Origin of the sequence: Campylobacter concisus (assembly GCF_002913765.1) — a bacterium.
Classification (GTDB): Bacteria; Campylobacterota; Campylobacteria; order Campylobacterales; family Campylobacteraceae; genus Campylobacter_A; species Campylobacter_A concisus_BB.
In genome coordinates this window covers 38,530-59,934 of sequence record NZ_PPCH01000007.1, presented here as the reverse complement: position 1 = coordinate 59,934, position 21,405 = coordinate 38,530, and the positions used below count along the sequence as shown (strand labels likewise).

Below are 21,405 nucleotides of genomic sequence, written 5' to 3'. Positions count from 1 at the left end.
TCTATCTCCTTATTTCGTCATCAACTCTATACGTGCTAACTTTAAATCCAAGTGGGTTTTTAATACGCTCTTCCTCTGTTGTGAGTGTATTTGGTTGGTAGTCATATGAAAGTGTCACAATCTTTGCTTTGTTTGATACAGCTATTTTTTCGCCTTTTTTTCTGGTAATTTGATTAAATCTGATAGTTGCAGTAGGTGCTCCAGCGCTATTTCCCAGTGTAACCGAAACAATATCAATCTCTACTTCGTAGTCATCTTTTAAAACTTTGTCTCTAGAATTTTCACCTTCGTAAATTCTCAAATAATCACTGGCAACACTTGGATAGCTTAAAATTTGAACTAATTCATAGTCGCTTTGCAAAATATCATAATAGTATCCCTCTCTCGCTTTTACATATGTTGTTGCAAAATACTTATCAAGTGCTTCATTACCTGTGAATTCGGCTTTATTTACGCTTGTTATTATGTCAACCATTCCGGTTGTATTATCAACCCTAATAACATAAGGCTCAACCGATTTTAATGGCGTCAATAAGCAAACAGCGATAACGCTGATGATAGCAATAAGCAGAGCCACACCTGATATAAAATAAGCCCTCTTGTTAGCTTGTTCCGCTATGTATCTAATGCTTGCTTCATAGCTAATTGCTACATCATCTGGATTATTAGAAGCCAAAAAATCATTTTTATCATTAGCTCTTTTCATTTTACATTGCCTTTTTTATACTTTGTTTGAGATCTAAATTTTCTCTATTTTCATTTACTGGCTTGTATTCATTACTATCAAAATAATCTTCCCATTTTTGATTACTGCTATTTTCAAATTTAGGAGAATTATGAGCGGCACAACCGCTCATAAAGCTAGTGCCTACAAGTAAAGATAAAAATATTAAAATATAATTTAATATTTTTTTAAAATATTTTTTATAGTTTAAAATATTATTTAATTTCATTTTATTTCCAACCTTGACCTTTTGTAAAATTGTTAATTTTTGAACCTATGTTTTTCGCTTGGTTAAGTCGTGATCCAACGGCTTGGGCTGCTGAAGAATTTTTAATCGTGTTTATTCCAGAGTTGATGCTTTGACCGAGCTTTGAATTGCCAACTTCTTTTGCTGCAGATGTGGCTGCACCTAAAAGACGAGAGCCTATAAAACCAGTTGCCTTGCCAGCACCCATTGCCTGAGCACCTCTTACCGCCAACATTGCACCACCTATTGCACCACCCCCAACAGCACCTGCAAGACCCATTGCACGTCCAACGCCTGTTCCAGCTAATCCATCAAGGCTAACATTAGTGAGTTTTTCGGCTATTCCAGTAGCCATACCGCACATTATATTTGCAAGAATTCCATAAAATACCATTGCTAGAGCCAATACAAATACTTCATCCTTAAAATCGTGATTGCTATTGATTTTTGGAAACATGTAATCAAATAAAATATTTAAGAATAATGATAGGCAGAGCAACGCAATAATATTTGATAAAACCATTTGGAACCACTGTGCAAATGAATTTTTAGTTGTTTTAAAGATTAAAAAATAAAATGCCAATGGAGCCAAAATCATAAGCAATAGAAATGATAGTGTATTTACAAACAGCGCTCTCAAAATAGGAACTGCACCAATAAAAAAGCCAATAAAAGCTATAATAATTATGAAGATAATGTATGCTAGCTCTAAAGTGCTTGACTGATCCCATACCACATCGTAGTAGTCACCCATAAATCCAGCCCATGTTGCGATTTTTGAGTATAAGCCTTTGCCGTCATATGACAAAAAGGTGTTTGCATATTCTTTTGCACCATTGAATGCTTCAAAAACAAGATTTATCCAGTTTCCAGCATTCATTGCTAAGACTATAAAGACAAACTTAATGGTTGCATCAAAAGCAAAATTTTGAAAAGTTTGTTTGCCATTACCCCAAAGAATTTTATATCCCTCGATCATTATCCAAGCGGTAAGATATACAGCTAGAATATTTCCAGTTGTATTAATTAATGATTGAAGTGCTCCCACTCCGTTTGAATAATTATTTTGAAAGAAACTATCAACATTCTCTGATATATCTATGACTAGATCGTGTAATCCTCGACCTGAATCAGTTGTTACTTTATACATACTATGAGCCTATTTTTGTAAAATTTTAAATGCCGCTCGCTGCCTATCTTTAGTCATCTTAAACTCTGCGTCTTGTAATCTTTTTCTTTCGTTTTCTAACTGATCCATGTCTCTTTGATAGGCGCGCCAGTTATTCTCTTGTCTGGCACGCAATAGGGCTATTTGATTTGAAGTATCTATAGAACCTTTTAGATCCTCTTGTTTACCTTTATTTCTAGCTACTTCTTTACTTATTTTGTCAAGATCGTTAATTTCGTGCTTAAGACGATCAAATTGTCTATTTACAACTTCAAATTCTTTAAAAGCACTTGTGGTATTCTTTTTGCAGATATTTCTATGCGTAATATCACTTATTGATGAACACTGGTCTGTTCCACCAAATTTTAAAAACAAATCCCATGCCCTTTCATCAAAGCTATCGAGACTAAAACCTGTTGCTTGTGTATATATTGAATAACCAGTATCGTAGACTTCATTATAAAGTTCGTTCATTTCTTTTGTAAAATTGACAATATCTCTAATGCCTGTTTTGGTATATAGGTCATTTGCCCATTGCACTCTTTCATCAGCCCATTTTTTAACTTCTTGGACTCTATGCGAAGCTTCTTCGCCCCATACTTTGACTTTTTCAGCGTAGTCCTTCAGCGTTTGCATCCATTCCATCGTAAATGTTGCTTGATTTTGGGCTATAGCAGCACCATCAACTACTGGAATACCAGAGGCTAATAGATTAGATGATAGAATTACTACAGAAGTAGCTATAACCGAAGCTTTCTTTGCTCTATAAACGAGACTATTTTTCATATGTCTTCTCCTTAAAATTTATATAATTTTTTGATGAGTTGGTATTTTTCTTCACGACTGATATCCAAGGCATTAATATTTGTTAATTCATCAACATAGACTTTGGCTGTTGATAAAACTTTAATCATGTTTCCTAGATGTGATAGATTGATCTTGGCAATCGCCCTATAATCAACGCCTTTTCGAACTAAAAATTCATATTTCTCTGGATCTGTTGTTTTAACGAATTGGTATTCTGCTTCACTCATGCCCAAGGAACCGCAAAAATCAGTTTCTTTTGCTTTTGGGTTACTTAGCAGCAATACTGTTTCGCTTTGTTCCATGATTGCTGTGCCAATGCTAGATTTTGCGATATCTTCGACACTTTGAGTGCCAAGAAACAAAAAGCCGTTTTCTTTTCTAATGGTCTTTTCCTTGTTGAAGACCTCTTTTGACACTACTGGATTTTTGAGCCAATCCCATGCTTCATCGACAAATAAGCCAAACCTGCGTCCATCAACCATATCGATAATTCGCCAAAGAATATAATATGCAACATATGGAGAAATTTCATCGTCTTTTAAGATCGTTGTGCCGTCTATACCATATACAAGAATACTCTCGTCGCTAAAATCTAAAGTATCCATTTCATTGTCGAATACCCATCCAAATTCATTACCGATAGTCCAAGCCATCAATCTAGATTTTAATGAATTTGACTCATTTTCGCCTTCTTGAAGCAATTGCCAAACCCTACTGATGCCATGAGTTCTTTCGCTTTTTTCCAGTCTCATGACGCTATCTACTGCTAGATTGAGTTGCTCTTCTTCTCTAGTTGTTAGCATTAAATTATTTTGATTGCCTTTGGTGGCTAACATTTTTAAGAGAACCTTCAAGCGACGTATATTTTCAGGTGTTGCATCACAACTAAAAGGATTAAATCCGGTCGGTTCTCCACTTGTAATGGTTAAATACTTTCCGCCAATGGCAATTATATTGCCGATAGCTCCTTTATCCTTGTCTAAATAGAAATAGGTAGCCTTACGTTTTTCTTTTGGAGTGTTTTCTGCAAAAGTATCTGGCTCATTAAATTTGCAGAGCATATTTAGCGTGAAATTCATTAAAACAGTTTTGCCTCCACCGCTTTGACCTAAAACGAAGGTATTTGCTAAAACATCGTTTTTACCAAATTCGTCTTTGTCAAAAATTGTTTGGTGTATGTTAAAAAAATATGGCTGCGCATTTGGCGTTTGCAATATTGCAATGGCATCTCCCCATGGATTGCCATATTGTTTTCCTCGTGGAAAGTTGTGAAGTGCTACAAAACTAGCAAAATTTTTACTTGAAATGGTGTGAAGCCTAGGGCGTAGCGTGAAATTTGCTGGAAGCTGCGCAAAATATGTAGCTTCTAGAGCTATATTGGCTTGTGTTGCTAAAAATCCTAGATCTTGCAATACGACCGCAATTTGGTTTGCAATGTGCTCGCACTCGTTTTGTGTATCAGCGTATATGACGATAGAAAAGTGATACTCGCCAAAGATTATGTCATTTTGTAGTTCATCTAAAGCGGTGCCAAGTTCTGCAATTTGACTCAATGCATCATCTTCTGCTGCTACTAATCTTTTTTGTTGCTTTGTAAGCTCATCTCTCGCCTCTTTTTTTGAAAGTGGCGTAAAGCTTTGAGTTATGGTATATTCGACATTAGCATACATTAGACTATCAAATATTCCACTAAAACTTACATTTGGATAGTCTTTTAATTCAATTGCTTTTACGAATTTCTTAGTTCCATCATTATAATTTAGCTGTAAAGTATGCTGTGAAGGAAAAATTTCATTTAAGTTACCATTAAGGTAAAAGTCTAGGGGTGCATTTGGAACACGAACTTTTGTAAATTTACCACCTATCAAATAGTTGTAAAATTCTAGTTGAGAGCTAAAAATTACACCATCTTGCTCATATATGCCAAGTCTATGTGGCTTAAAATGGTTTAAATTTTGTTCAATAGTTATGCATTTTTGGTGAAAACTTTTCAAATGAGCTTTGATCTGTTTCTTTTTCGTATCTATGTTTTGATTTCTAAAGTGTAGTTTCTCAGCCTTACTAAATGGTGAATATATCGCAGTTAGATAAAGTCTGTTTTCTTTTAAATTTTTAGAGCTAAAAATCTCATAATACTTTTTTGAGAAACTTTTTAAAAATTCATTTGAAAAATAATCGTTCAAGCCAACTTGTGTATTAATTCTAGCATTGTGAAAATAAAAACTAATATTTTCACCAGCGAATTGCCTAACAAGCATATTAAGCTTGTTTTTCGCAAGATCTATTAATTCGTCATCTTCTACTTCAAAAGCTATACCATCAACTCGCCATGTGGCTAAATAATCTCTATCTTTTGTGATGACAACATTATTTATATATGTTTGATACGGAATTAAATTCTCTAAATTTGCAAATTCACTTAGTCCAACAACGCTAAGTCTTGGATAAAAATTGTGCATAGATTGCTTGGTATATGTCGAATTCGCCATATAGCTTTTCCGACCATTATAAAATTTATTAATGGCAGGGGATCTAAAAAATCTAAGTTTCAACCCCCAAAGCCTAAACGCCATATCGTCTTTTTTAACTATAAATTGAAAAACAAAGGTAGTAGGAATAATCATAACTGCTAAAAGCAAATATTCGTTTCCAAATAGCACTTTAGCAAAAATTGCAAATAAAGCCCAACTAAGTGCCATAGCCATAAATGGCACCATAGGAACACCAAATACCATAGGAGGACGGGTCAAGGCTTTAAAGATAGGCTCAGGAGTTAACATTGGGAGTATCTTTTAAAGAAGCATGCCAGCGATCATCGCGGCGCCACCAATAAGAATACCACCAAGAATTATAGGTGTAACTTCTCTAATTGCTTGACCACCGAACATTACTTTGTATCCTGCAACCATGATTGCGCCAGTCATGATCAAAACACCAGCAGCAGCTAACCAACCATTCACAGTTGAAAAAAAGTTGTCGACTTTGGTCAGACCAGTCCCACCAGCAGCAAATAGAAAATTTGGGAAAAAAAATAAAAACAGAAAAGCAGAAAACTGCTTGAAATATGAGATTGAAGTAGAGCTAGATTTTAGAAAGCGATTTTTATTCTCTCTCTCTCTCTCTCGACGATTAGAGCGGAAATGTTGTTTGTCATTTTATGTCTCCTTTTAAATATTGACACGCAAGTGTAACATATTTTTGAATAAAATGATATAAAAATATGAAAACTCTAATCAATTTTTTATCAGTAACCTACAATTCATCATCCTAGAGCATAGCTAATTTTTTGAAATTTTGATTTTATGATTTGCAAAGCATTAAAAAACCGATAAAAAACCCATCAAGACGATATTTCAAAGTATTTTTTATCTTTTAGTAATATATTTTTTGCTTAAATGCTCTCTAAGCACCTAAAAATAGACTTTTTTAAATTAAAAAACCAGTAAAAAACCGAAAGAAATTTTTATATTCTTAAGAGAATTTAGATAAAAATACCTCTTTTTAAACAAAAAATGGTCTTAAAATAGGTTTTTTACCTTAAATAAAAATATGAATTTTTACTTTTTTAATGCTTTAAAATATCGTTATTACCGAGCTTATAAACGATTTAAGTTTTCTCATACACGCGCTGAAAAAGTTAAAAAACCGAAAAAAATTGCTATACAAATGGCGATTTAAAGGGCTTTATCGGTTTTTTAAGCTGTATTAAAAAACCAGTAAAAAACCGATGAAATAGCATTAAAAAAACGATATAAATTTTTAAAAAACCGAACCTTTTACTGATGTTTTATATCGTATGACTTTAAGATATTAACTTTAAATAAATTGAACTAGATTGTTTAGGTAATCTGCATACCATTGCATTAAAATTCTATTTTGATCAATAGTTGCTGTCTGTCTTTCGTAGGCATATTTAACTGCATTGCTTTCTGTGTGCGCTAGAGCATTTTCTATTGTTTTTTCGCTTATGCCCAATTGTGCCAGATCCGTAAGATGTAAAGAGCAAATTGTTTTAAACGTGGCTCTAAAACCATGAGCAGAAGCTTTAGAATTATATTTTTCTCTGCCGCCTATATTTCTTATGGCATTACTAATGCTGTCTCTGTTAATATGACCTGTTTTTGTAAGAGACGGAAATACAAAATTACTTTCTAATGGTGTATATTGTTTTTGTTCTAGTAAAACTGATAAAGCTTGCTTTGAGAGTGTTATTTGGTGTGCATGCCTCATTTTCATTTGGATAGGCGGAATAGTCCAAATTCCTTTTTTAAGATCTATATCTTTCCATTCAGCACTTACGGTGTTAATGGGACGATTAACGCATAAAATTTGGAGCATTACGGCTCTTTTGACTTGTAGATCTAATTTGCTGTCATTTCGTAAATCAGTCAAAAACTCTTTTAACTCATTTTCATCTGTAATAGCTGGGTATCTTGTGTCGATGCCATTTCTAAGGCTAAAGCTGTTGGAAGTTGGAAATTCATCGTGTAAAGCCTTGCAAGGGTTATAATCTATATATCTATCTTTAATGGCATTTTCATATAGCGAATTTAGCGTATTTATAATTCTGTGTATAGTCTCAAGTCTTGATTTCTTTGGATTATATGGATTAAATAATGGTGTTAATATGGTTTTTAGATCATTAAATTTTATATCTTTAATATCAACATTACCAAATTTAGGCAAGATATATTTTTTTATCCTAGATTTAATTTTGTCTATATAAACCTTATCTAGCTGGTCTATTTTCTCTTTTTTATCAATATATCTATCAAATAGCTCTGAAATTCGATATTTATCTTTGGATCTTACAAAACCACTTTCAAATTTTCTTATAATTTCTATCGCATCTCTTCTTGCTTCAGCAACTGAGTAAATCCCCTCCCTAAATTCTTTCAACTTAAAATGTGTAGTGTTTTTATATTGTATAAAAAATGTTTTCATACCACTTGGATACACTTTTATATAAAGTTCTTTTGGATTGCCCACAGCTTTTTTATATACTTTATTGGCTGGCAACATTGCCCTTATATCTTTATCAAACAAATTTGCGGTAGAAACTCTTGGCATCTTTTACTCCTTTTTTAAAAGTTACCTTTATGTAGTAAGAATTACCTTATATGTAACTAGAATTATCTGGAAGTAATTGTATATAAAAAAGAAGTAAAAAGAATTAGATAGCTACTTTTAGCCCATGAAATCGGAATTATAAAGAATTAAAAAGAATTAAAAAGAAGTATAAGGAATTATAAAAAACATAAAATGGTGGGTTCACCAGGACTCGAACCTGGGACCATCCGGTTATGAGCCGGATGCTCTAACCAACTGAGCTATGAACCCACAGTTGAAAGAAAATCGTATTATACAAGAAAAAGCTTATCTAAATATAAAAATAGCCTTTTTAATATGGCGTATAAAAACGAACAAATTTAAAAAGAAAAAGCCCTAAAATAGGGCTTATAAATTATTTATAATTTTTTATCGCAGCGTCTAAAATCTCTTTTGCAGCGTTTGCGTCTTTAAATTCTTTCACTTTAACCCATTTGTTTGGCTCAAGAATTTTATAAGTTTCAAAGAAATTTTTGATCTTATTTAGTGTCGCAGTTGGCAAGTCTTCGTAGCTTTTTATCGCCTCATATCTTGGATCGATCTTTGTAACTGGTACAGCCAAAAGCTTCTCATCCATACCTGCTTCATCCTCCATCACTAAAACGCCTATCAAACGGCAAGGGATGACGCTACCAGCTTGGAGTGGATACTCGTTTAGCACCAAAATATCAGCTGGATCGCCGTCGGCTGCAAGTGTGTTTGGCACAAAGCCGTAGTTTGCTGGGTAGAACATCGCTGAGTAAAGCACGCGATCAACTACGACTGCACCGCTATCTTTGTCGATCTCATATTTGATATTTGAGCCATAAGGTATTTCGATTACGGCATTGACTTTGTCTGGGTTTGAGCCAAATTTGATCTTTGAAACGTCCATATATTTGTCCTTTTATTAGAAATTTTCGTGATTTTAGTATTTTTTGCATTAAATACTCGTAAATTTAACTACCTTACAACCTCTACGCTATCTACGTCGATCTTTGTTTTTGTAAGGTCTTTATCCACCTCGCCTCTTATCCTTAAAGGTGTATCTTCGTTGGCTGTTATGCTGCCCCATTTTTTGTCGCCTATCTCAACAACGATGACATCGCCATTTTTATCGGCAAATTCATACTTATCTGATTTGATGTGTGACTTTATCTTGCCCTCAAGCACGACTTTTGCGTCATCATTTAGTTTTAAAGCCTCTTTTACGCTTATAGCATTTTCGCTTTTGTGATTTGAGACAAAGCCTCCAGCCATTGCGATGCTAGCAGCCAGTGAAGCGATGAAGATTTTTTCATTTTATCCTTTTTGGTTGATTGTTAAATTTAAAGGGTATTACATTTTTGGTGTTAATAAATGGTAAGTTTTAAAACCTTGCACCTTTTGATGCAAGGTCTGTGAATTATATAAGTTTAGCTAGTAAATTTTTGATGTCAGCTACGATCTCGTCGATGCCACGCTCGCCATTTACCACGTGAAGTAGCTCTTTTTCGCTGTAAAATTTGCGGATAGGTTTGATCGGATCAAGATAGACTTTCATGCGGTTGTTAAAGACTTCGTTATTGTCGTCAGCACCTCTTGCACGGCCAAGTACTCTAGCCCTTGCCACGTCCTCACTAACATCCACTTCGATGACACCTTTTAGAGAAATTTCATCTTGCTCGCTTAAGACTTTGTCAAGCTCGGTCATTTGCTCAACGCTTCTTGGGTAGCCGTCGATTATGATGTTTGATTTATTCGAGCTTTTGATGGCTGAGACGATCGCATTTACGACAACGTCAAGTGGGACCAAATTTCCTTTTGAGATAAAGCCGTCTATTAGTTTGCCAAGCTCGCTACCGCTAGCTACTTCAGCTCTTAAAAGATCGCCAGTTGAAAAGTGTGCAAATTTCTCATCATGCTGTGCGATGATAGATGCGTCTGTTGTTTTGCCGCTGCCTGGAGCGCCTATGATTAAAAATAAATTCTTCATTTTTTCCCTTTTATTGCCTTTGTTTTTTGAGCGCTTTTTGCGGAGCTAGTAAAATTTAGCTTGATGAACTAAGTGTTCTATCTGCGCAAAATTTTACGTCGCAACCACAAAAATCATCTCAAACTACTTAGGCAAGTTTTGATTTAATTAGCCGCCAAGTTGGAGGCATCTTTTTATAACTTTAAATTTAGGATGGAATTTTGTCTAAGAAAAATATCTAAAGACAAAATTCCATCTCTTTTTAAAGGCAAATTTTAAGCCTTTTGCTCTTTTTCTCTTATCCTTAGTCCTAGCTCCCTAAGCTGTTCGTTGCTGGCGTAGCTTGGTGCCTTTGTAAGTGGGCACTGAGCGCGCTGCGTTTTAGGGAAGGCTATGACATCACGGATCGAGCTTGCTTTATTTACAAGCATATTTAGTCTGTCAAAGCCGATCGCGATACCACCGTGTGGAGGCGCACCAAATGTCAAGGCATCAAGCAAGAAGCCAAATTTCTCACGCTGCTCGGCTTCATCTATGCCAAGAAGCTTAAAGACTTTTTGTTGGATGTCGTTTTTGTGAATTCTTATGCTTCCACCTCCAAGCTCAAAGCCGTTTAGGACGACGTCGTGAGCGATAGAGAGGATATCTTCAAGATCAGGCTCGTCTATATTTTTTGGCATTGTAAATGGGTGGTGCATCGCAGAGTAGCTGCCATCGTCATTTTGCTCAAACATTGGGAAGTCAAGCACCCATAAAAACTCAAGTCTATCTTGATCGATGATGCCCATTTGCTCTGCTAGGAAAATTCTAAATCGTCCCATATAATCAAGCACGATTTTTTTCTTGCCAGCACCAAAAAATACGACGTCGCCAACCTTTAGCTCACATCTTGAGACGATCTCGTCAAGATCGCTTTGCTCGAAAAATTTGCAAAGCGGGCCTTTTAAGCCATCTTCTTTCATCTGGAAGTAGCCAAGACCTTGTGCGCCAAATTTACGTACAAACTCCTCAAATCTATTCATCTCGCGCTTACTAAAGATGTTGTCACCATTTGGCACTTTTAGCGCTTTTATGCGGTTTTTCTTCTTATCTTTTGCGATAGAGCTAAAAATTTCATTGTTTGATCGCTCGAAAATATCAATCACATCGATCATTTTTAGATCATATCTAAGATCAGGCTTATCTGAGCCGTAAGTCTCAGTCGCCTCTTTGTAGCTCATACGTCTAAATGGCGTTTTGATGTCGTGCCCGCAGGCTTTAAAGATATCTTTTAGCATCGTCTCAGCCATATTTATGATATCTTCTTGCTCGACAAAGCTCATTTCGATATCTATTTGAGTAAATTCTGGTTGGCGATCAGCCCTTAAGTCCTCGTCGCGGAAGCATTTTGCTATCTGAAAATACTTATCAAAGCCAGAACACATCAAAAGTTGTTTAAATAGCTGCGGGCTTTGTGGGAGCGCGTAAAATTGGCCTGGATACACGCGGCTTGGCACTAGGTAGTCTCTCGCACCTTCTGGAGTTGCACGTGTTAAAACTGGAGTTTCAAACTCGATAAAGCCCATTTTATCTAGGCTGTTTCTAGCTGCGATTGCTGCGCGAGAACGCATTTTAAAGATATTTTGCAAGCGTTCGCTTCTAAGGTCTAAAAAGCGATATTTTAGCCTGATGTCCTCATTTACGCTCTCATCGCCTATCATAAATGGTAGTGGCTCGCTTGGATTTTCGATGATGAGCTCGCTTACTATCACCTCTATCTCGCCAGTTTTTAGCTTTGGATTGGTTAGTCCTTCGCCCCTAGCTCTTACTTTTCCTTTTGCTTTTAAGACATATTCATCTCTTACTTTTGCAGCCACGTCGTGTGCTTCTTTGCTGTCAGCAGGGTCACAAACTAGTTGTATAAGCCCGCTAACGTCTCTTAAGTCGATGAAAACGACGCCGCCGTGGTCTCTATATGTGTTTGCCCAGCCACAAAGTATTACTTCTTTGCCGATATCAGCTTTGCTAAGATCGGTGCAATAATGACTTCGCATAAAATGCTCCTTTGCAATGTTTTTTAGGCAATTATAATCGCTTTTTTCTTTTGAAAAGCTTTGTTAAAATAAAATATGTTACAATCATTTCTATGAAAAATGAACAAAAATTTAATACCACAAACGCCAAAAAAGTGGGACTTATCGCGAAAGATTATCCATTATTTAAGCAGGATTTAGCAAAGCTAGAAAAAATTTTAAAAAAGTATAACGCAGAAATTTTGCTTGAAAAAAGCTGTGCAAAGCAGGTAGAAAAAAGTGGCTTTGAGCTGATAAAACTAGCCAAAGAGTGCGAATTTCTTATCACGCTTGGCGGCGATGGCACGATCATCTCAACTTGCAGAAAGCTAGCTCACATCTCGCCACTAATCCTAGGCATACACGCTGGCAGGCTCGGCTTTTTGACAGATATCACAATAAATGAGAGTGAGAAGTTTTTTAAAGACTTTTTTGATGATAAATTTGAGGTAGAAACGCCTTTTATGCTTGATGTGACACTTCACAGAAATGATGGCAAAACTGAGAAAAAGATAGCATTTAACGACGCGGTCATCGTTAGTAAAAATGGCGGTTCGATGACGCATATCGAGGCACTTTTAAACGAAAAGTATTTTAACTCATATTTTGGAGACGGCGTCATAGTGGCGACACCTGCTGGCACAACGGCATATAATATGAGCGCAAATGGCCCTATCATCTATCCGCTAAGCGAGGTCTTTGCGCTAACTCCCATTTGCTCGCACTCGCTCACGCAGCGTCCAGTCGTGCTTACGAAAAACCACACGGTTAAATTTAGAACAAATAGCGACGCTATTTTGGTTATAGACGGACAAGACCGCTTTGATATGAGTAAAATTTCAGCCGTCAGCATGAGTCTGAGCGAGAAAAAAGCGAGGCTGATACGCCATATTGGCAGGGATTATTTTCAAATTTTAAAAGAGAAACTTCACTGGGGTTATAATGATTGATCGAATTTTGATTAAGGATTATCTAAATTTTAAAAATGTCGAGCTAAATTTCAAAGATGGTCTTAGCGTATTTACCGGTGTTAGCGGCGCTGGTAAGTCGGTGCTGATGAGCGCGATAATGGCTGTTTTTGGGCTAAAAGATAGCGAAGCAAGGCTGATAGAAGCTGACGTGGAGCATAAATTTGAGCTTGATGAGTTTGGCATAGAAAACGAAGAGGTCAATATTTTTAAGCTTTTAAAAGATAAGAGCACGAGGTATTTTATAAACCAACAAGCCATCTCAAAGAAAAATTTAGCCCAAGTGGCGCGCGAGCACATCAAATATCTCTCGGCAAAAGAGGCAAATGAATTTGAAAATGAGAAATTTCTAAATTTGCTTGACAGGCTTGAAATTTCAAAAAATGAGAAATTTAAAGAGATAAAGCAGGAATTTGAAGAGGCATTTTTGGAATTTTCTAAAATTTCAAAAGAGCTAGCCACTATAAAAGAGGAAGAGAAAAAGGTCGAGGAGCTAAAGGAGCTTGCTAGCTTCGAGATCGAGAAGATAAGAAGTGTCGGGCCTAAAAAAGGCGAGTTTGAAGAGCTTATGGAGACTAAAAAAAGGCTTAGTAAAAAAGATAAGATAAATGAGGCGTGGGCTAGAGCTGAGCGGATATTTGAGCTAGAGCACAGCGTAAATGAGGCGCTAAGTATCAGCGACCTTGACAACGGCTTTTTTGAAGATGCGATGAACGAGCTAAGGGTCGCAAGAGATAGCCTAAATATGGAGGAGCTTGACGATATCGACGTGGAGAGCGTGCTTGATAGGATAGAGGCTCTTAATGCCATCATCAGGCGCTACGGCAGCGAAGAAGAGGCGTTGGAAGCGCTTGATAAAAAGGAAAAAGAGCTTGCTAGATATGAAAATTTAAGCTTTGAAAAGAGCGAGCTAGAGAAGAAATTTGAAATTTTAAGCAAAAAGGCAAATGAGCTAGCTAGCACTTTAAGCAAGGCAAGGGGCGTAAATTTAAAAGAGCTTGAGTCGATGATAAATTTATACCTAAAAGAGCTTTATATGCCAGATATCACGCTGAGTATTGAGGCTAAAAAGCTTGATATCTTGGGTGTTGATGAAATTTGTCTAAATTTAAACGAGACCTCGCTTAAAAATTTAAGCTCAGGCGAGCTAAACCGCCTAAGGCTAGCTTTTATAGCTGCCTCTAGTGAGATCACAAAAACGGGCGGTGATGTCATAATTTTAGATGAAATAGATGCAAATTTAAGCGGAAAAGAGGCGATGAGTATCGCAAATGTCTTGCTTAAGCTTGCAAATTTTTATCAAATTTTTGCCATTTCGCACCAGCCGCAGCTTAGCTCAAAGGCAAATTCGCACTTTTTAGTAGAGCGTCACGGCGAGAGCTCAGTCGTAAGAGAGCTTGACAAAGAGGAGCGTGTAAATGAGCTTGCGCGTATGATAAGTGGCGAGCATATCAGCGAAGAGGCGATAAATTTCGCAAAAGGACTTTTAAAATAGCTTGAAATTTAAGTTTTAAATTTAAGCTTTGTGATTAGGTTTATTTGTTAAAATCCGAGCTAGTTTAATAAAAAATCGCAGGAATAATATGGAAAGAATTCTAGTAGTTGATGATAATAAGGCACTTGCTAAGCTAATCGTCATGCAGATGGAAAAGAGCATTGAGGATATGGCGATCGACGTTGCGTACGATTTTGCCGAAGCCCAGATGCTTATTAGCGAGCACGGCAAAGATTATTTTATGACTATCTTGGATCTAAATTTACCTGACGCACCAAATGGCGAGATCGTTGATTATGTCCTTGCTCAAGGGCTCTGTGCTATCGTTTTAACTGGTAGCATCGATGATAAGACGAAAGAATTTTTTATAAACAAAGACATAGTTGATTACGTCTATAAGGGCAACATGGATGATATCAACTACATCTTTCAAATGATAAACAGACTAAGCAAAAATAGACAATACAAAGTCCTAGTCGTTGAGGACTCACTACCTTTTAGAAATATGATAAAAAAAATCTTAACTAGCCTTCAGTTTAAGGTCCTAGCAGCGGCTCACGGCGAAGAGGCGATGAGCTATTTTGCAGATAATCCTGATATAAATTTAATCATAACTGACTATAGAATGCCTGTTAAAGATGGTTTAGAGGTCTTAAAAGAGGTTAGAAAAGAGAAAGATAAAAACCACCTTGGCGTGATCGTGATGACCTCGCCTAGCGAAAAGACTGATGCTTCGATATTTTTAAAAAATGGAGCTAGCGACTTTATAGCAAAGCCATTTTCAAAAGAAGAGCTCATTTGCCGTGTAAATAACACCATTGAGGCGATGGAAAATATAAACAAGATAGCAAATTTTGCCAACCGTGACTTTTTAACTGGCGCTTACAATAGAAGATTCTTTTACCAAGATATAGAAGAGTATGTCCAAGCAGCTGAAGAGCTTGATGAGCCTTATGCGTTTGCTATGCTTGATATCGATCACTTTAAAAAGATAAATGACACATACGGACATGATGGTGGCGACAAGATACTAAAATCACTCGCAAAGATACTAACTGACAACACAAAAGGAAGAGATGTGGTCGCTAGGTTTGGTGGCGAGGAATTTTGTGTCGTTCTTAAAAAGATAGCAAAAGAAGAGGCGATTAAATTTTTTGTAAATTTAAGAGCAAAAGTGGCTGAAAATGAGGTAATTATAAAAGATAAGATCGTAAGAGTGACCGTCTCTATCGGCATATCTTTTGGAAAAGGTCACTGCGAGATAGATGATATGCTTGAAGCTTGCGACTCAGCACTTTATGTCGCAAAAGAAAATGGTAGAAATAGGGTAGAAATAGCTTTATGATTATAGATACGCATTGTCATTTGGATAGCAAAGTTTATGATTTTGACCTAGGGCAAATTTTATCTGAAGCCAGAAATTTAGGGCTAAAAGGCTTTATTATCCCTGGAGCTGATATTAATGATTTACCAAAAGCGGCTAAAATAGCGCACGAAAAAAATGATATTTTCTTTGCCGTTGGAGTTCATCCATACGATAAAGAGAATTTTGATATTGAAACTTTGAGAGAATTTGCCAAAGATAAAAAGTGCGTGGCTATCGGCGAATGTGGGCTTGACTACTGCCGCTTGCCAAAAGATGAAGATGAAAAGCTAAGAGAAAAAGAAGATCAAAAACGTGTTTTTCTAGCTCAACTTGATTTGGCAGTTGAGTTAAAAAAACCCGTTATCCTCCATATTAGAGAGGCTAATGAGGACTCTTTTAACATCTTAAAAGAGTATGCGCCAAAGCTTGAATCTGGGGCAGTTTTGCATTGTTATAATGCTTCGCCACTTCTTTTGGAGCTTTGCAAATTTGGGAATTTTTACTTTGGCATAGGTGGCGTTTTGACATTTAAAAACGCTAAGAATTTAGTTGAAATTCTGCCAAAAATTCCTTTTGATAGGGTATTGATAGAGACTGACGCCCCTTATCTCACGCCAGAACCAAATCGTGGCAAGAGAAATGAGCCGGCGTTTACGACATTTGTTGCTAAAAAGATAGCTGAAATTTTAAACCTTGAATTTGAAGTAGTTTGTAAAACGACTTCAGATAATGCCAAAAGGTTATTTAAGTGCTTTGCCTAAATTTTGGGCATTGTGCTTGCTTAAGATGCTAGCATCATTAAGCTTTGACACGAAAAAGGATAGAAATGAAAGCAATGCTTAAGATATTTTTATTATTTGCATGTAGCACCTTGCTACTAGCAAACGCCCCTGAGAAGAGCTCTTATGACACTCAGGTTAAAATTTTAAAGGAGCTAGACATCGATGCTAGCTTTATGAAAACTTCTCACTATGCAAAGATGAGACAAGGCATACAAAACTCACAGGTAAGAACATTTACAGATGCCTTGAAAAATGGCTATATGTATATACCAATGATAAAAGAGCAGATCAAAAAATCAGGCGTGCCTGAGTCGTTTTTCTATCTAGCGATGATAGAGTCAGGCTTTTCAAATCACACTGTTTCAAACGCAAAAGCTACTGGTATGTGGCAGTTTATGGAGCAAACAGCAAAAATTCATGGCCTAAAAGTAGGGCAATACACCGATGAGAGAAAAGATCCGGTTGAATCAACTGTCGCAGCTACAAACTATCTAAGATCACTTAAAAATCAATTTGGCAAATGGTACTTGGCAGCAATGGCATATAACTGCGGCGACGGTGCGCTAAAAAAAGCTATACAAAAAGCCGGTACAGACGATCTTGTAACACTTCTTGATGCTGAGAAAAAATACCTCCCAGCTGAGACTAGAAATTTCATCATTAAAATTTTAAGAGCGGCATATATAGCAAAAGATGCGGACTTTTTGATATCTAAAGAGTCGTCTTTGCTAAACATAAATGGCGGATTAAGACTTACGAAAGTAAAAGTACCAGGCGGTACAAATTTAGCTCAGATAGGCGATAGCATCGGCCTTAGCACAAAAAAGATGAAAAGTAATAACCCGCATTTAAAATTTGTATTTACTCCTCCAACTTTAAAAGATTATTACGTTTATATCCCTGAAAATAAAAAGCAACTTTTCTCAGATAATTTCAAACCATTTAATGGCAAAAATAACTTCTACGCATACACTGTAAAAAAAGGTGAGACTTTGCTTTCTATCTCTAAAAAAACAGGCGTTAGCCACAGAGCGATCAAGGACTACAACGAGCTTAGCACAAACGCAGTAAGCTATAATCAAAAACTAATAATCCCTTTTTCTACTCAAAATAAATCTCACAACTACGTAGTTCAAACAGGCGATACGATCGCATCTTTATCAAAGAAATTTAATGTAAGCGAAAAAGATATAAAAGATGCAAATTCTTTGGCTAGTTCAAATTTAAATGTCGGAGCAAATATTGTCATACCGTAATAGCCTAAATTTCTACTTAGGACTAAGTTTTACACTTCTAATCACTGGTTGTTCTTGGAGCGGGGCTCCATTTACTCCAAGTGGCCCAACTAATGTAAGAGGCAACAACTCCGCCTCAGTTCAAAAAGCAACAATGAGACCATACACGATAAACGGCAAAACCTACTATCCAACCGTCGTAAGTGTCGGCGATAAAGCCAGCGGAACGGCAAGCTGGTATGGTCCAAATTTTCACGGTAAAACGACCTCAAATGGCGAAGTTTATAATATGTACAATATGACTGCGGCGCATAAGACTTTGCCGATGAATACAATACTTAAAGTAACAAATTTAAGAAATCAAAAAAGTGTTATCGTGCGCGTAAATGACAGAGGACCTTTTGTGGCTGACAGGGTGCTTGACCTTTCAAAAGCAGCGGCGATGAAGCTTGATGTCATAGGCACTGGCACAGCTCCAGTTAGTATGGAGGTTATCGGCTTTAATGAAGACATTAACGCTGTTACAACAGCTAGCGCACAACCAACAAAACCAACAAGCACTGGTATAAAAGTGCCAAATCCAGTCTCTCCAACGGCTCCAGTTGGTGGCATCGTGATCTCATCAGAGCAACGCGTTGTGGGTGGAGATTTTATGGTGCAAATTGGCTCGTTTAAAAACCTTGAAGGCGCAAACAGATACCAAAGAGAGCATAAAAGTATAGATGGTTATAGATCAGTCGTTAAGACATTTACGATAGATGGCTCAACCATTTATAGGGTATTTTTAAATGGCTTTAGAAGCGAGGACGAGGCTAGGGATTACGCAAGAAGCGGCAAATTCCAAGGTGCATTTATAGTAAGAGGTTAGGGCGTGAGAGAGGAAATTTTAGAACTAACTAGAAATACAAAAGAGACGCAAATCTCAATGAAGCTCAAAATTTACGGCTCTGGGGTTGCAAAGATAAGCACAGGCATTGGCTTTTTTGACCATATGCTTGAGGCATTTACAAAGCACTCTTTACTTGATCTTGAAATTTCATGTAAGGGCGATACGCATGTGGATTTTCATCACAGCGTCGAGGATGTAGGCATAGTTTTGGGACAGCTTTTAAAAGAGGCTTTATATCCATTAAGCGGTGTTGAGAGGTTTGGCGAGGCGAGTGTTGTTATGGATGAGGCGGCTGTTTTTTGCGCGCTAGATCTTAGCAACAGAGCTTATCTTGTGTATGAAAATTTTAATGAAAATGCCAAAGTTGGTGAGTTTGACACTGAGCTTGTGGAGGAGTTTTTTAGAGCAGTTGCTATAAATTCAGCCATAACTCTTCATCTAAATCAAATTCGTGGCAAAAATACTCATCACATCATCGAAGCAACGTTTAAATCATTTGCCGTAGCACTCCGCAGAGCGCTTGCCAAAAACGCAAGGATCGGCACTCCAAGTACAAAAGGCGTTTTATGATAGAAATTATATTTTTAGACGTTGATGGGTGTCTTACTGATGGCAAGATCATCTACAATGCAAACGGCGAAGAGCTTAAATTTTTTGATGTAAAAGATGGCTACGCGATAGAGAGCTGGCTAAAGCTTGGCAAAAAGGTGGCTATCATCACTGGCAGAAAGTCAGCTATCGTTGAGCGAAGGGCGGAGGATCTAAAGATAAATCACGTCTATCAAGGCGTTGGCGATAAATTTGAAGTAGCAAGCGAGATACTAAAATTTGAAGGGCTTAGCTTTAAAAACGCAGCGGCCATTGGCGATGACTATAATGACTATAAAATTTTAGACGCAGTTGCTTGGAGCTTTAAGCCAAAAGATGCCATTAAAGAGCTTGATGTAAAGACAAAGCTAAAGCACAAAGGTGGCAATGGCGCTGTTAGAGAGATGATCGAGATGATCATAAAATCAGAAAATTTATACGACGAGTGGTCTAAGCGTTGGTTGTAAAAATTTTCTACTTCGTCGTGGCTATTTTTAGTGCTGTGATGATATTTTTAGCGGCTCAAGACCCATACCTAGCAAACGTTCTAAAAGTTGATACCAAGATATCAAATATGCAGGTAAATGACGTGGTTGATTACGAGATAAACTCGACCAAGATAAGCGGAGTTTATGAAAGTGACGAGCTAAACAGATATAGTGACAGGGATGAATTTTTAGACTTTAAAGCGAGAATTTTAAGGGGAAATTTAAGACATTTTCTAAGCTCAGACAAGGCTATCTCGCAAAACGATGAGATAATCTTTCAAAAAAATGCAAACTATGAAAACAACGATAGTTTGAAATTTAAAAGCGATGAAGTTATATATAACACAAAGACAAAAATAGTAAGATCAGAGGCAAATTTCACCATCACTAGAAATGGCGACAAAGCACTGGGTGATAGTGGAAGCTACGATCTTGGTAAAAAACAAACGCAGATAAAAGGGTTAAGGGCATGGGTAGAAGAAAAGCAGCGATTTTAGCGATGATTTTAGGCTTTACATTTTTAAATGCAGAGCAAGTTGAGATCACTTCAAATGATTTTTTCGCAGATGAAAATAAGCAAATCAGCGAATTTGTAGGCAATGTAAATATCAAAAAAGGCTCATACGACGAGCTAAAAGCAAACAAAGTCGTTGTGCATTTTGATAAAAAACGCCAGCCAGTAAAATATGTAGCAACAGGCAATGCTAGAGCTAAAATTTTTATGAAAGATAAGCACTATGACGGCAAGGGCGACACACTCACATACGAGCCTGCAAAGCAGACATACACAGTAACTGGCAATGGCTACTTGCACGAGGTAGAGACTGATAAAAATGTCTATGGCGAAAAGATCGTGGTCAATCAAAAAGATGGCACATATAGCGTAAATAGCGATGAGAAAAAGCCGGTTAAATTTATCTTTCAGATCGAGGATAAAACCAAGTGATAAGAGCTTTGAGCGCTAAATTTATCACTTCAAGCCCAAGCATAAAGGAGGCTCCAAGCTTTGTGACAAGCGAAGTGGTCTTTTTGGGCAGGTCAAATGTGGGTAAAAGTAGCCTCATAAACGCACTTGTAAATCAAAAAAATTTAGCCAAAAGCTCATCAACTCCTGGCAAAACGCAGCTTATAAATTTCTTTGAGGCTGAGTTTTGTGAGGAAAAGGAAGAGAGTGAAAAAGAGAAATTTAAGCTCATCTTGGTCGATCTACCAGGCTTTGGCTACGCAAAAGTTGCAAAGTCAAAACATGACGAGTGGCGCAAAAATTTAGATGAGTTTTTGAAATTTAGAAGCGACATCAGACTTTTTATACATCTAATCGACGCTAGACATTTTGACTTAGACATCGACGTAAACGTGGATTCTTACCTAAAAAGCTTTTTAAGAGCTGATCAGAAAATCTTAAATTTATACACAAAAAGCGACAAGCTAAATCAAAGCCAAAAGAGTGCGATAATAAAATTTGACCCAAGTGGCATTTTGGTCTCGACACTCAGCAAAAGCGGCATAGACAAGGCACGGGAAGCTATCATAAACCACGCTCTTGGTAGGTAAA

22 protein-coding genes and 1 tRNA gene are annotated in these 21,405 nt (G+C 36.9%); 11 read left to right on the top strand and 12 right to left on the bottom strand.

Features of this window, described 5'->3' with window-relative positions:
* Position 1: 1 nt before the first annotated feature.
* From CYO89_RS00945 to aspS, 12 genes are all read right to left on the bottom strand, one after another.
* The gene (locus CYO89_RS00945; RefSeq protein WP_103594652.1) at positions 2–706 is read right to left on the bottom strand and encodes a virB8 family protein; all 705 of its coding nucleotides are present in this window, start codon (positions 704–706) and stop codon (positions 2–4) included.
* 1 nt (position 707) lies between these two features.
* Positions 708–953 carry a hypothetical protein gene (locus tag CYO89_RS00940; protein ID WP_103568018.1) on the bottom strand — a complete coding sequence of 82 codons (246 nt, stop codon included), beginning with the start codon at positions 951–953 and terminating at the stop codon, positions 708–710.
* 1 nt (position 954) lies between these two features.
* Entirely contained in the window at positions 955–2,121 is a 1,167-nt protein-coding gene (locus CYO89_RS00935; protein ID WP_103594651.1) for a type IV secretion system protein, read from the bottom strand.
* A gap of 9 nt (positions 2,122–2,130) precedes the next feature.
* A complete protein-coding gene (locus CYO89_RS00930) occupies positions 2,131–2,925 on the bottom strand; it encodes a type IV secretion system protein (protein ID WP_103594650.1) in 795 nt (264 codons plus the stop codon).
* Between the two features lie 11 nt (positions 2,926–2,936).
* Positions 2,937–5,726, bottom strand: a complete 2,790-nt coding sequence (locus CYO89_RS00925) for a VirB3 family type IV secretion system protein (protein WP_103596804.1) — start codon at positions 5,724–5,726, stop codon at positions 2,937–2,939.
* Between the two features lie 12 nt (positions 5,727–5,738).
* Positions 5,739–6,017 (bottom strand): TrbC/VirB2 family protein, encoded by a 279-nt coding sequence (locus CYO89_RS00920; protein ID WP_103596803.1) that lies wholly within the window; start codon positions 6,015–6,017, stop codon positions 5,739–5,741.
* 745 nt (positions 6,018–6,762) lie between these two features.
* Entirely contained in the window at positions 6,763–8,016 is a 1,254-nt protein-coding gene (locus CYO89_RS00915) for a tyrosine-type recombinase/integrase (RefSeq protein ID WP_103596802.1), read from the bottom strand.
* 193 nt (positions 8,017–8,209) lie between these two features.
* Positions 8,210–8,286: transfer RNA gene (locus CYO89_RS00910), tRNA-Ile, on the bottom strand.
* A 124-nt stretch (positions 8,287–8,410) separates the two neighbouring features.
* A complete protein-coding gene (gene ppa, locus CYO89_RS00905) occupies positions 8,411–8,929 on the bottom strand; it encodes an inorganic diphosphatase (RefSeq protein ID WP_103596801.1) in 519 nt (172 codons plus the stop codon).
* Between the two features lie 68 nt (positions 8,930–8,997).
* Complete coding sequence (locus CYO89_RS00900) at positions 8,998–9,312, bottom strand: NirD/YgiW/YdeI family stress tolerance protein (protein ID WP_275052070.1); 315 nt, start codon at positions 9,310–9,312, stop codon at positions 8,998–9,000.
* Positions 9,313–9,439: 127 nt separating this feature from the next.
* A complete protein-coding gene (locus CYO89_RS00895) occupies positions 9,440–10,009 on the bottom strand; it encodes an adenylate kinase (protein ID WP_004317610.1) in 570 nt (189 codons plus the stop codon).
* A gap of 254 nt (positions 10,010–10,263) precedes the next feature.
* Positions 10,264–12,021 carry an aspartate--tRNA ligase gene (aspS, locus tag CYO89_RS00890; protein WP_103596799.1) on the bottom strand — a complete coding sequence of 586 codons (1,758 nt, stop codon included), beginning with the start codon at positions 12,019–12,021 and terminating at the stop codon, positions 10,264–10,266.
* 92 nt (positions 12,022–12,113) lie between these two features.
* On the opposite strand from aspS, the gene CYO89_RS00885 reads away from it, so the two are divergent.
* From CYO89_RS00885 to yihA, 11 genes are all read left to right on the top strand, one after another.
* Positions 12,114–12,989 (top strand): NAD(+) kinase, encoded by an 876-nt coding sequence (locus CYO89_RS00885; protein ID WP_103596992.1) that lies wholly within the window; start codon positions 12,114–12,116, stop codon positions 12,987–12,989.
* Positions 12,982–14,502: an AAA family ATPase gene (locus tag CYO89_RS00880; RefSeq protein WP_181001863.1), complete on the top strand. Its 1,521-nt coding sequence runs from the start codon at positions 12,982–12,984 to the stop codon at positions 14,500–14,502. The genes CYO89_RS00885 and CYO89_RS00880 overlap by 8 nt, the downstream gene beginning before the upstream one ends.
* 88 nt (positions 14,503–14,590) lie before the next feature.
* Complete coding sequence (locus tag CYO89_RS00875; protein ID WP_103568011.1) at positions 14,591–15,847, top strand: diguanylate cyclase; 1,257 nt, start codon at positions 14,591–14,593, stop codon at positions 15,845–15,847.
* Positions 15,844–16,629 (top strand): TatD family hydrolase, encoded by a 786-nt coding sequence (locus CYO89_RS00870; protein ID WP_103596798.1) that lies wholly within the window; start codon positions 15,844–15,846, stop codon positions 16,627–16,629. Before CYO89_RS00875 ends, CYO89_RS00870 begins: the two co-directional genes overlap by 4 nt.
* A 65-nt stretch (positions 16,630–16,694) precedes the next feature.
* The gene (locus CYO89_RS00865; protein ID WP_012140081.1) at positions 16,695–17,906 is read left to right on the top strand and encodes a lytic transglycosylase domain-containing protein; all 1,212 of its coding nucleotides are present in this window, start codon (positions 16,695–16,697) and stop codon (positions 17,904–17,906) included.
* On the top strand, positions 17,893–18,753 hold the full coding sequence (locus tag CYO89_RS00860; protein ID WP_103596797.1) for a septal ring lytic transglycosylase RlpA family protein: 861 nt from the start codon (positions 17,893–17,895) through the stop codon (positions 18,751–18,753). The genes CYO89_RS00865 and CYO89_RS00860 overlap by 14 nt, the downstream gene beginning before the upstream one ends.
* Before the next feature lie 15 nt (positions 18,754–18,768).
* Positions 18,769–19,344 carry an imidazoleglycerol-phosphate dehydratase HisB gene (hisB, locus tag CYO89_RS00855; RefSeq protein ID WP_035142991.1) on the top strand — a complete coding sequence of 192 codons (576 nt, stop codon included), beginning with the start codon at positions 18,769–18,771 and terminating at the stop codon, positions 19,342–19,344.
* Positions 19,341–19,829: a KdsC family phosphatase gene (locus CYO89_RS00850; protein ID WP_004317467.1), complete on the top strand. Its 489-nt coding sequence runs from the start codon at positions 19,341–19,343 to the stop codon at positions 19,827–19,829. The genes hisB and CYO89_RS00850 overlap by 4 nt, the downstream gene beginning before the upstream one ends.
* On the top strand, positions 19,820–20,347 hold the full coding sequence (gene lptC / locus CYO89_RS00845) for an LPS export ABC transporter periplasmic protein LptC (RefSeq protein ID WP_021086384.1): 528 nt from the start codon (positions 19,820–19,822) through the stop codon (positions 20,345–20,347). The genes CYO89_RS00850 and lptC overlap by 10 nt, the downstream gene beginning before the upstream one ends.
* Entirely contained in the window at positions 20,320–20,796 is a 477-nt protein-coding gene (lptA, locus tag CYO89_RS00840) for a lipopolysaccharide transport periplasmic protein LptA (protein ID WP_021086410.1), read from the top strand. The genes lptC and lptA overlap by 28 nt, the downstream gene beginning before the upstream one ends.
* Entirely contained in the window at positions 20,793–21,404 is a 612-nt protein-coding gene (gene yihA, locus CYO89_RS00835; protein WP_021086403.1) for a ribosome biogenesis GTP-binding protein YihA/YsxC, read from the top strand. The genes lptA and yihA overlap by 4 nt, the downstream gene beginning before the upstream one ends.
* Position 21,405 lies beyond the last annotated feature (1 nt).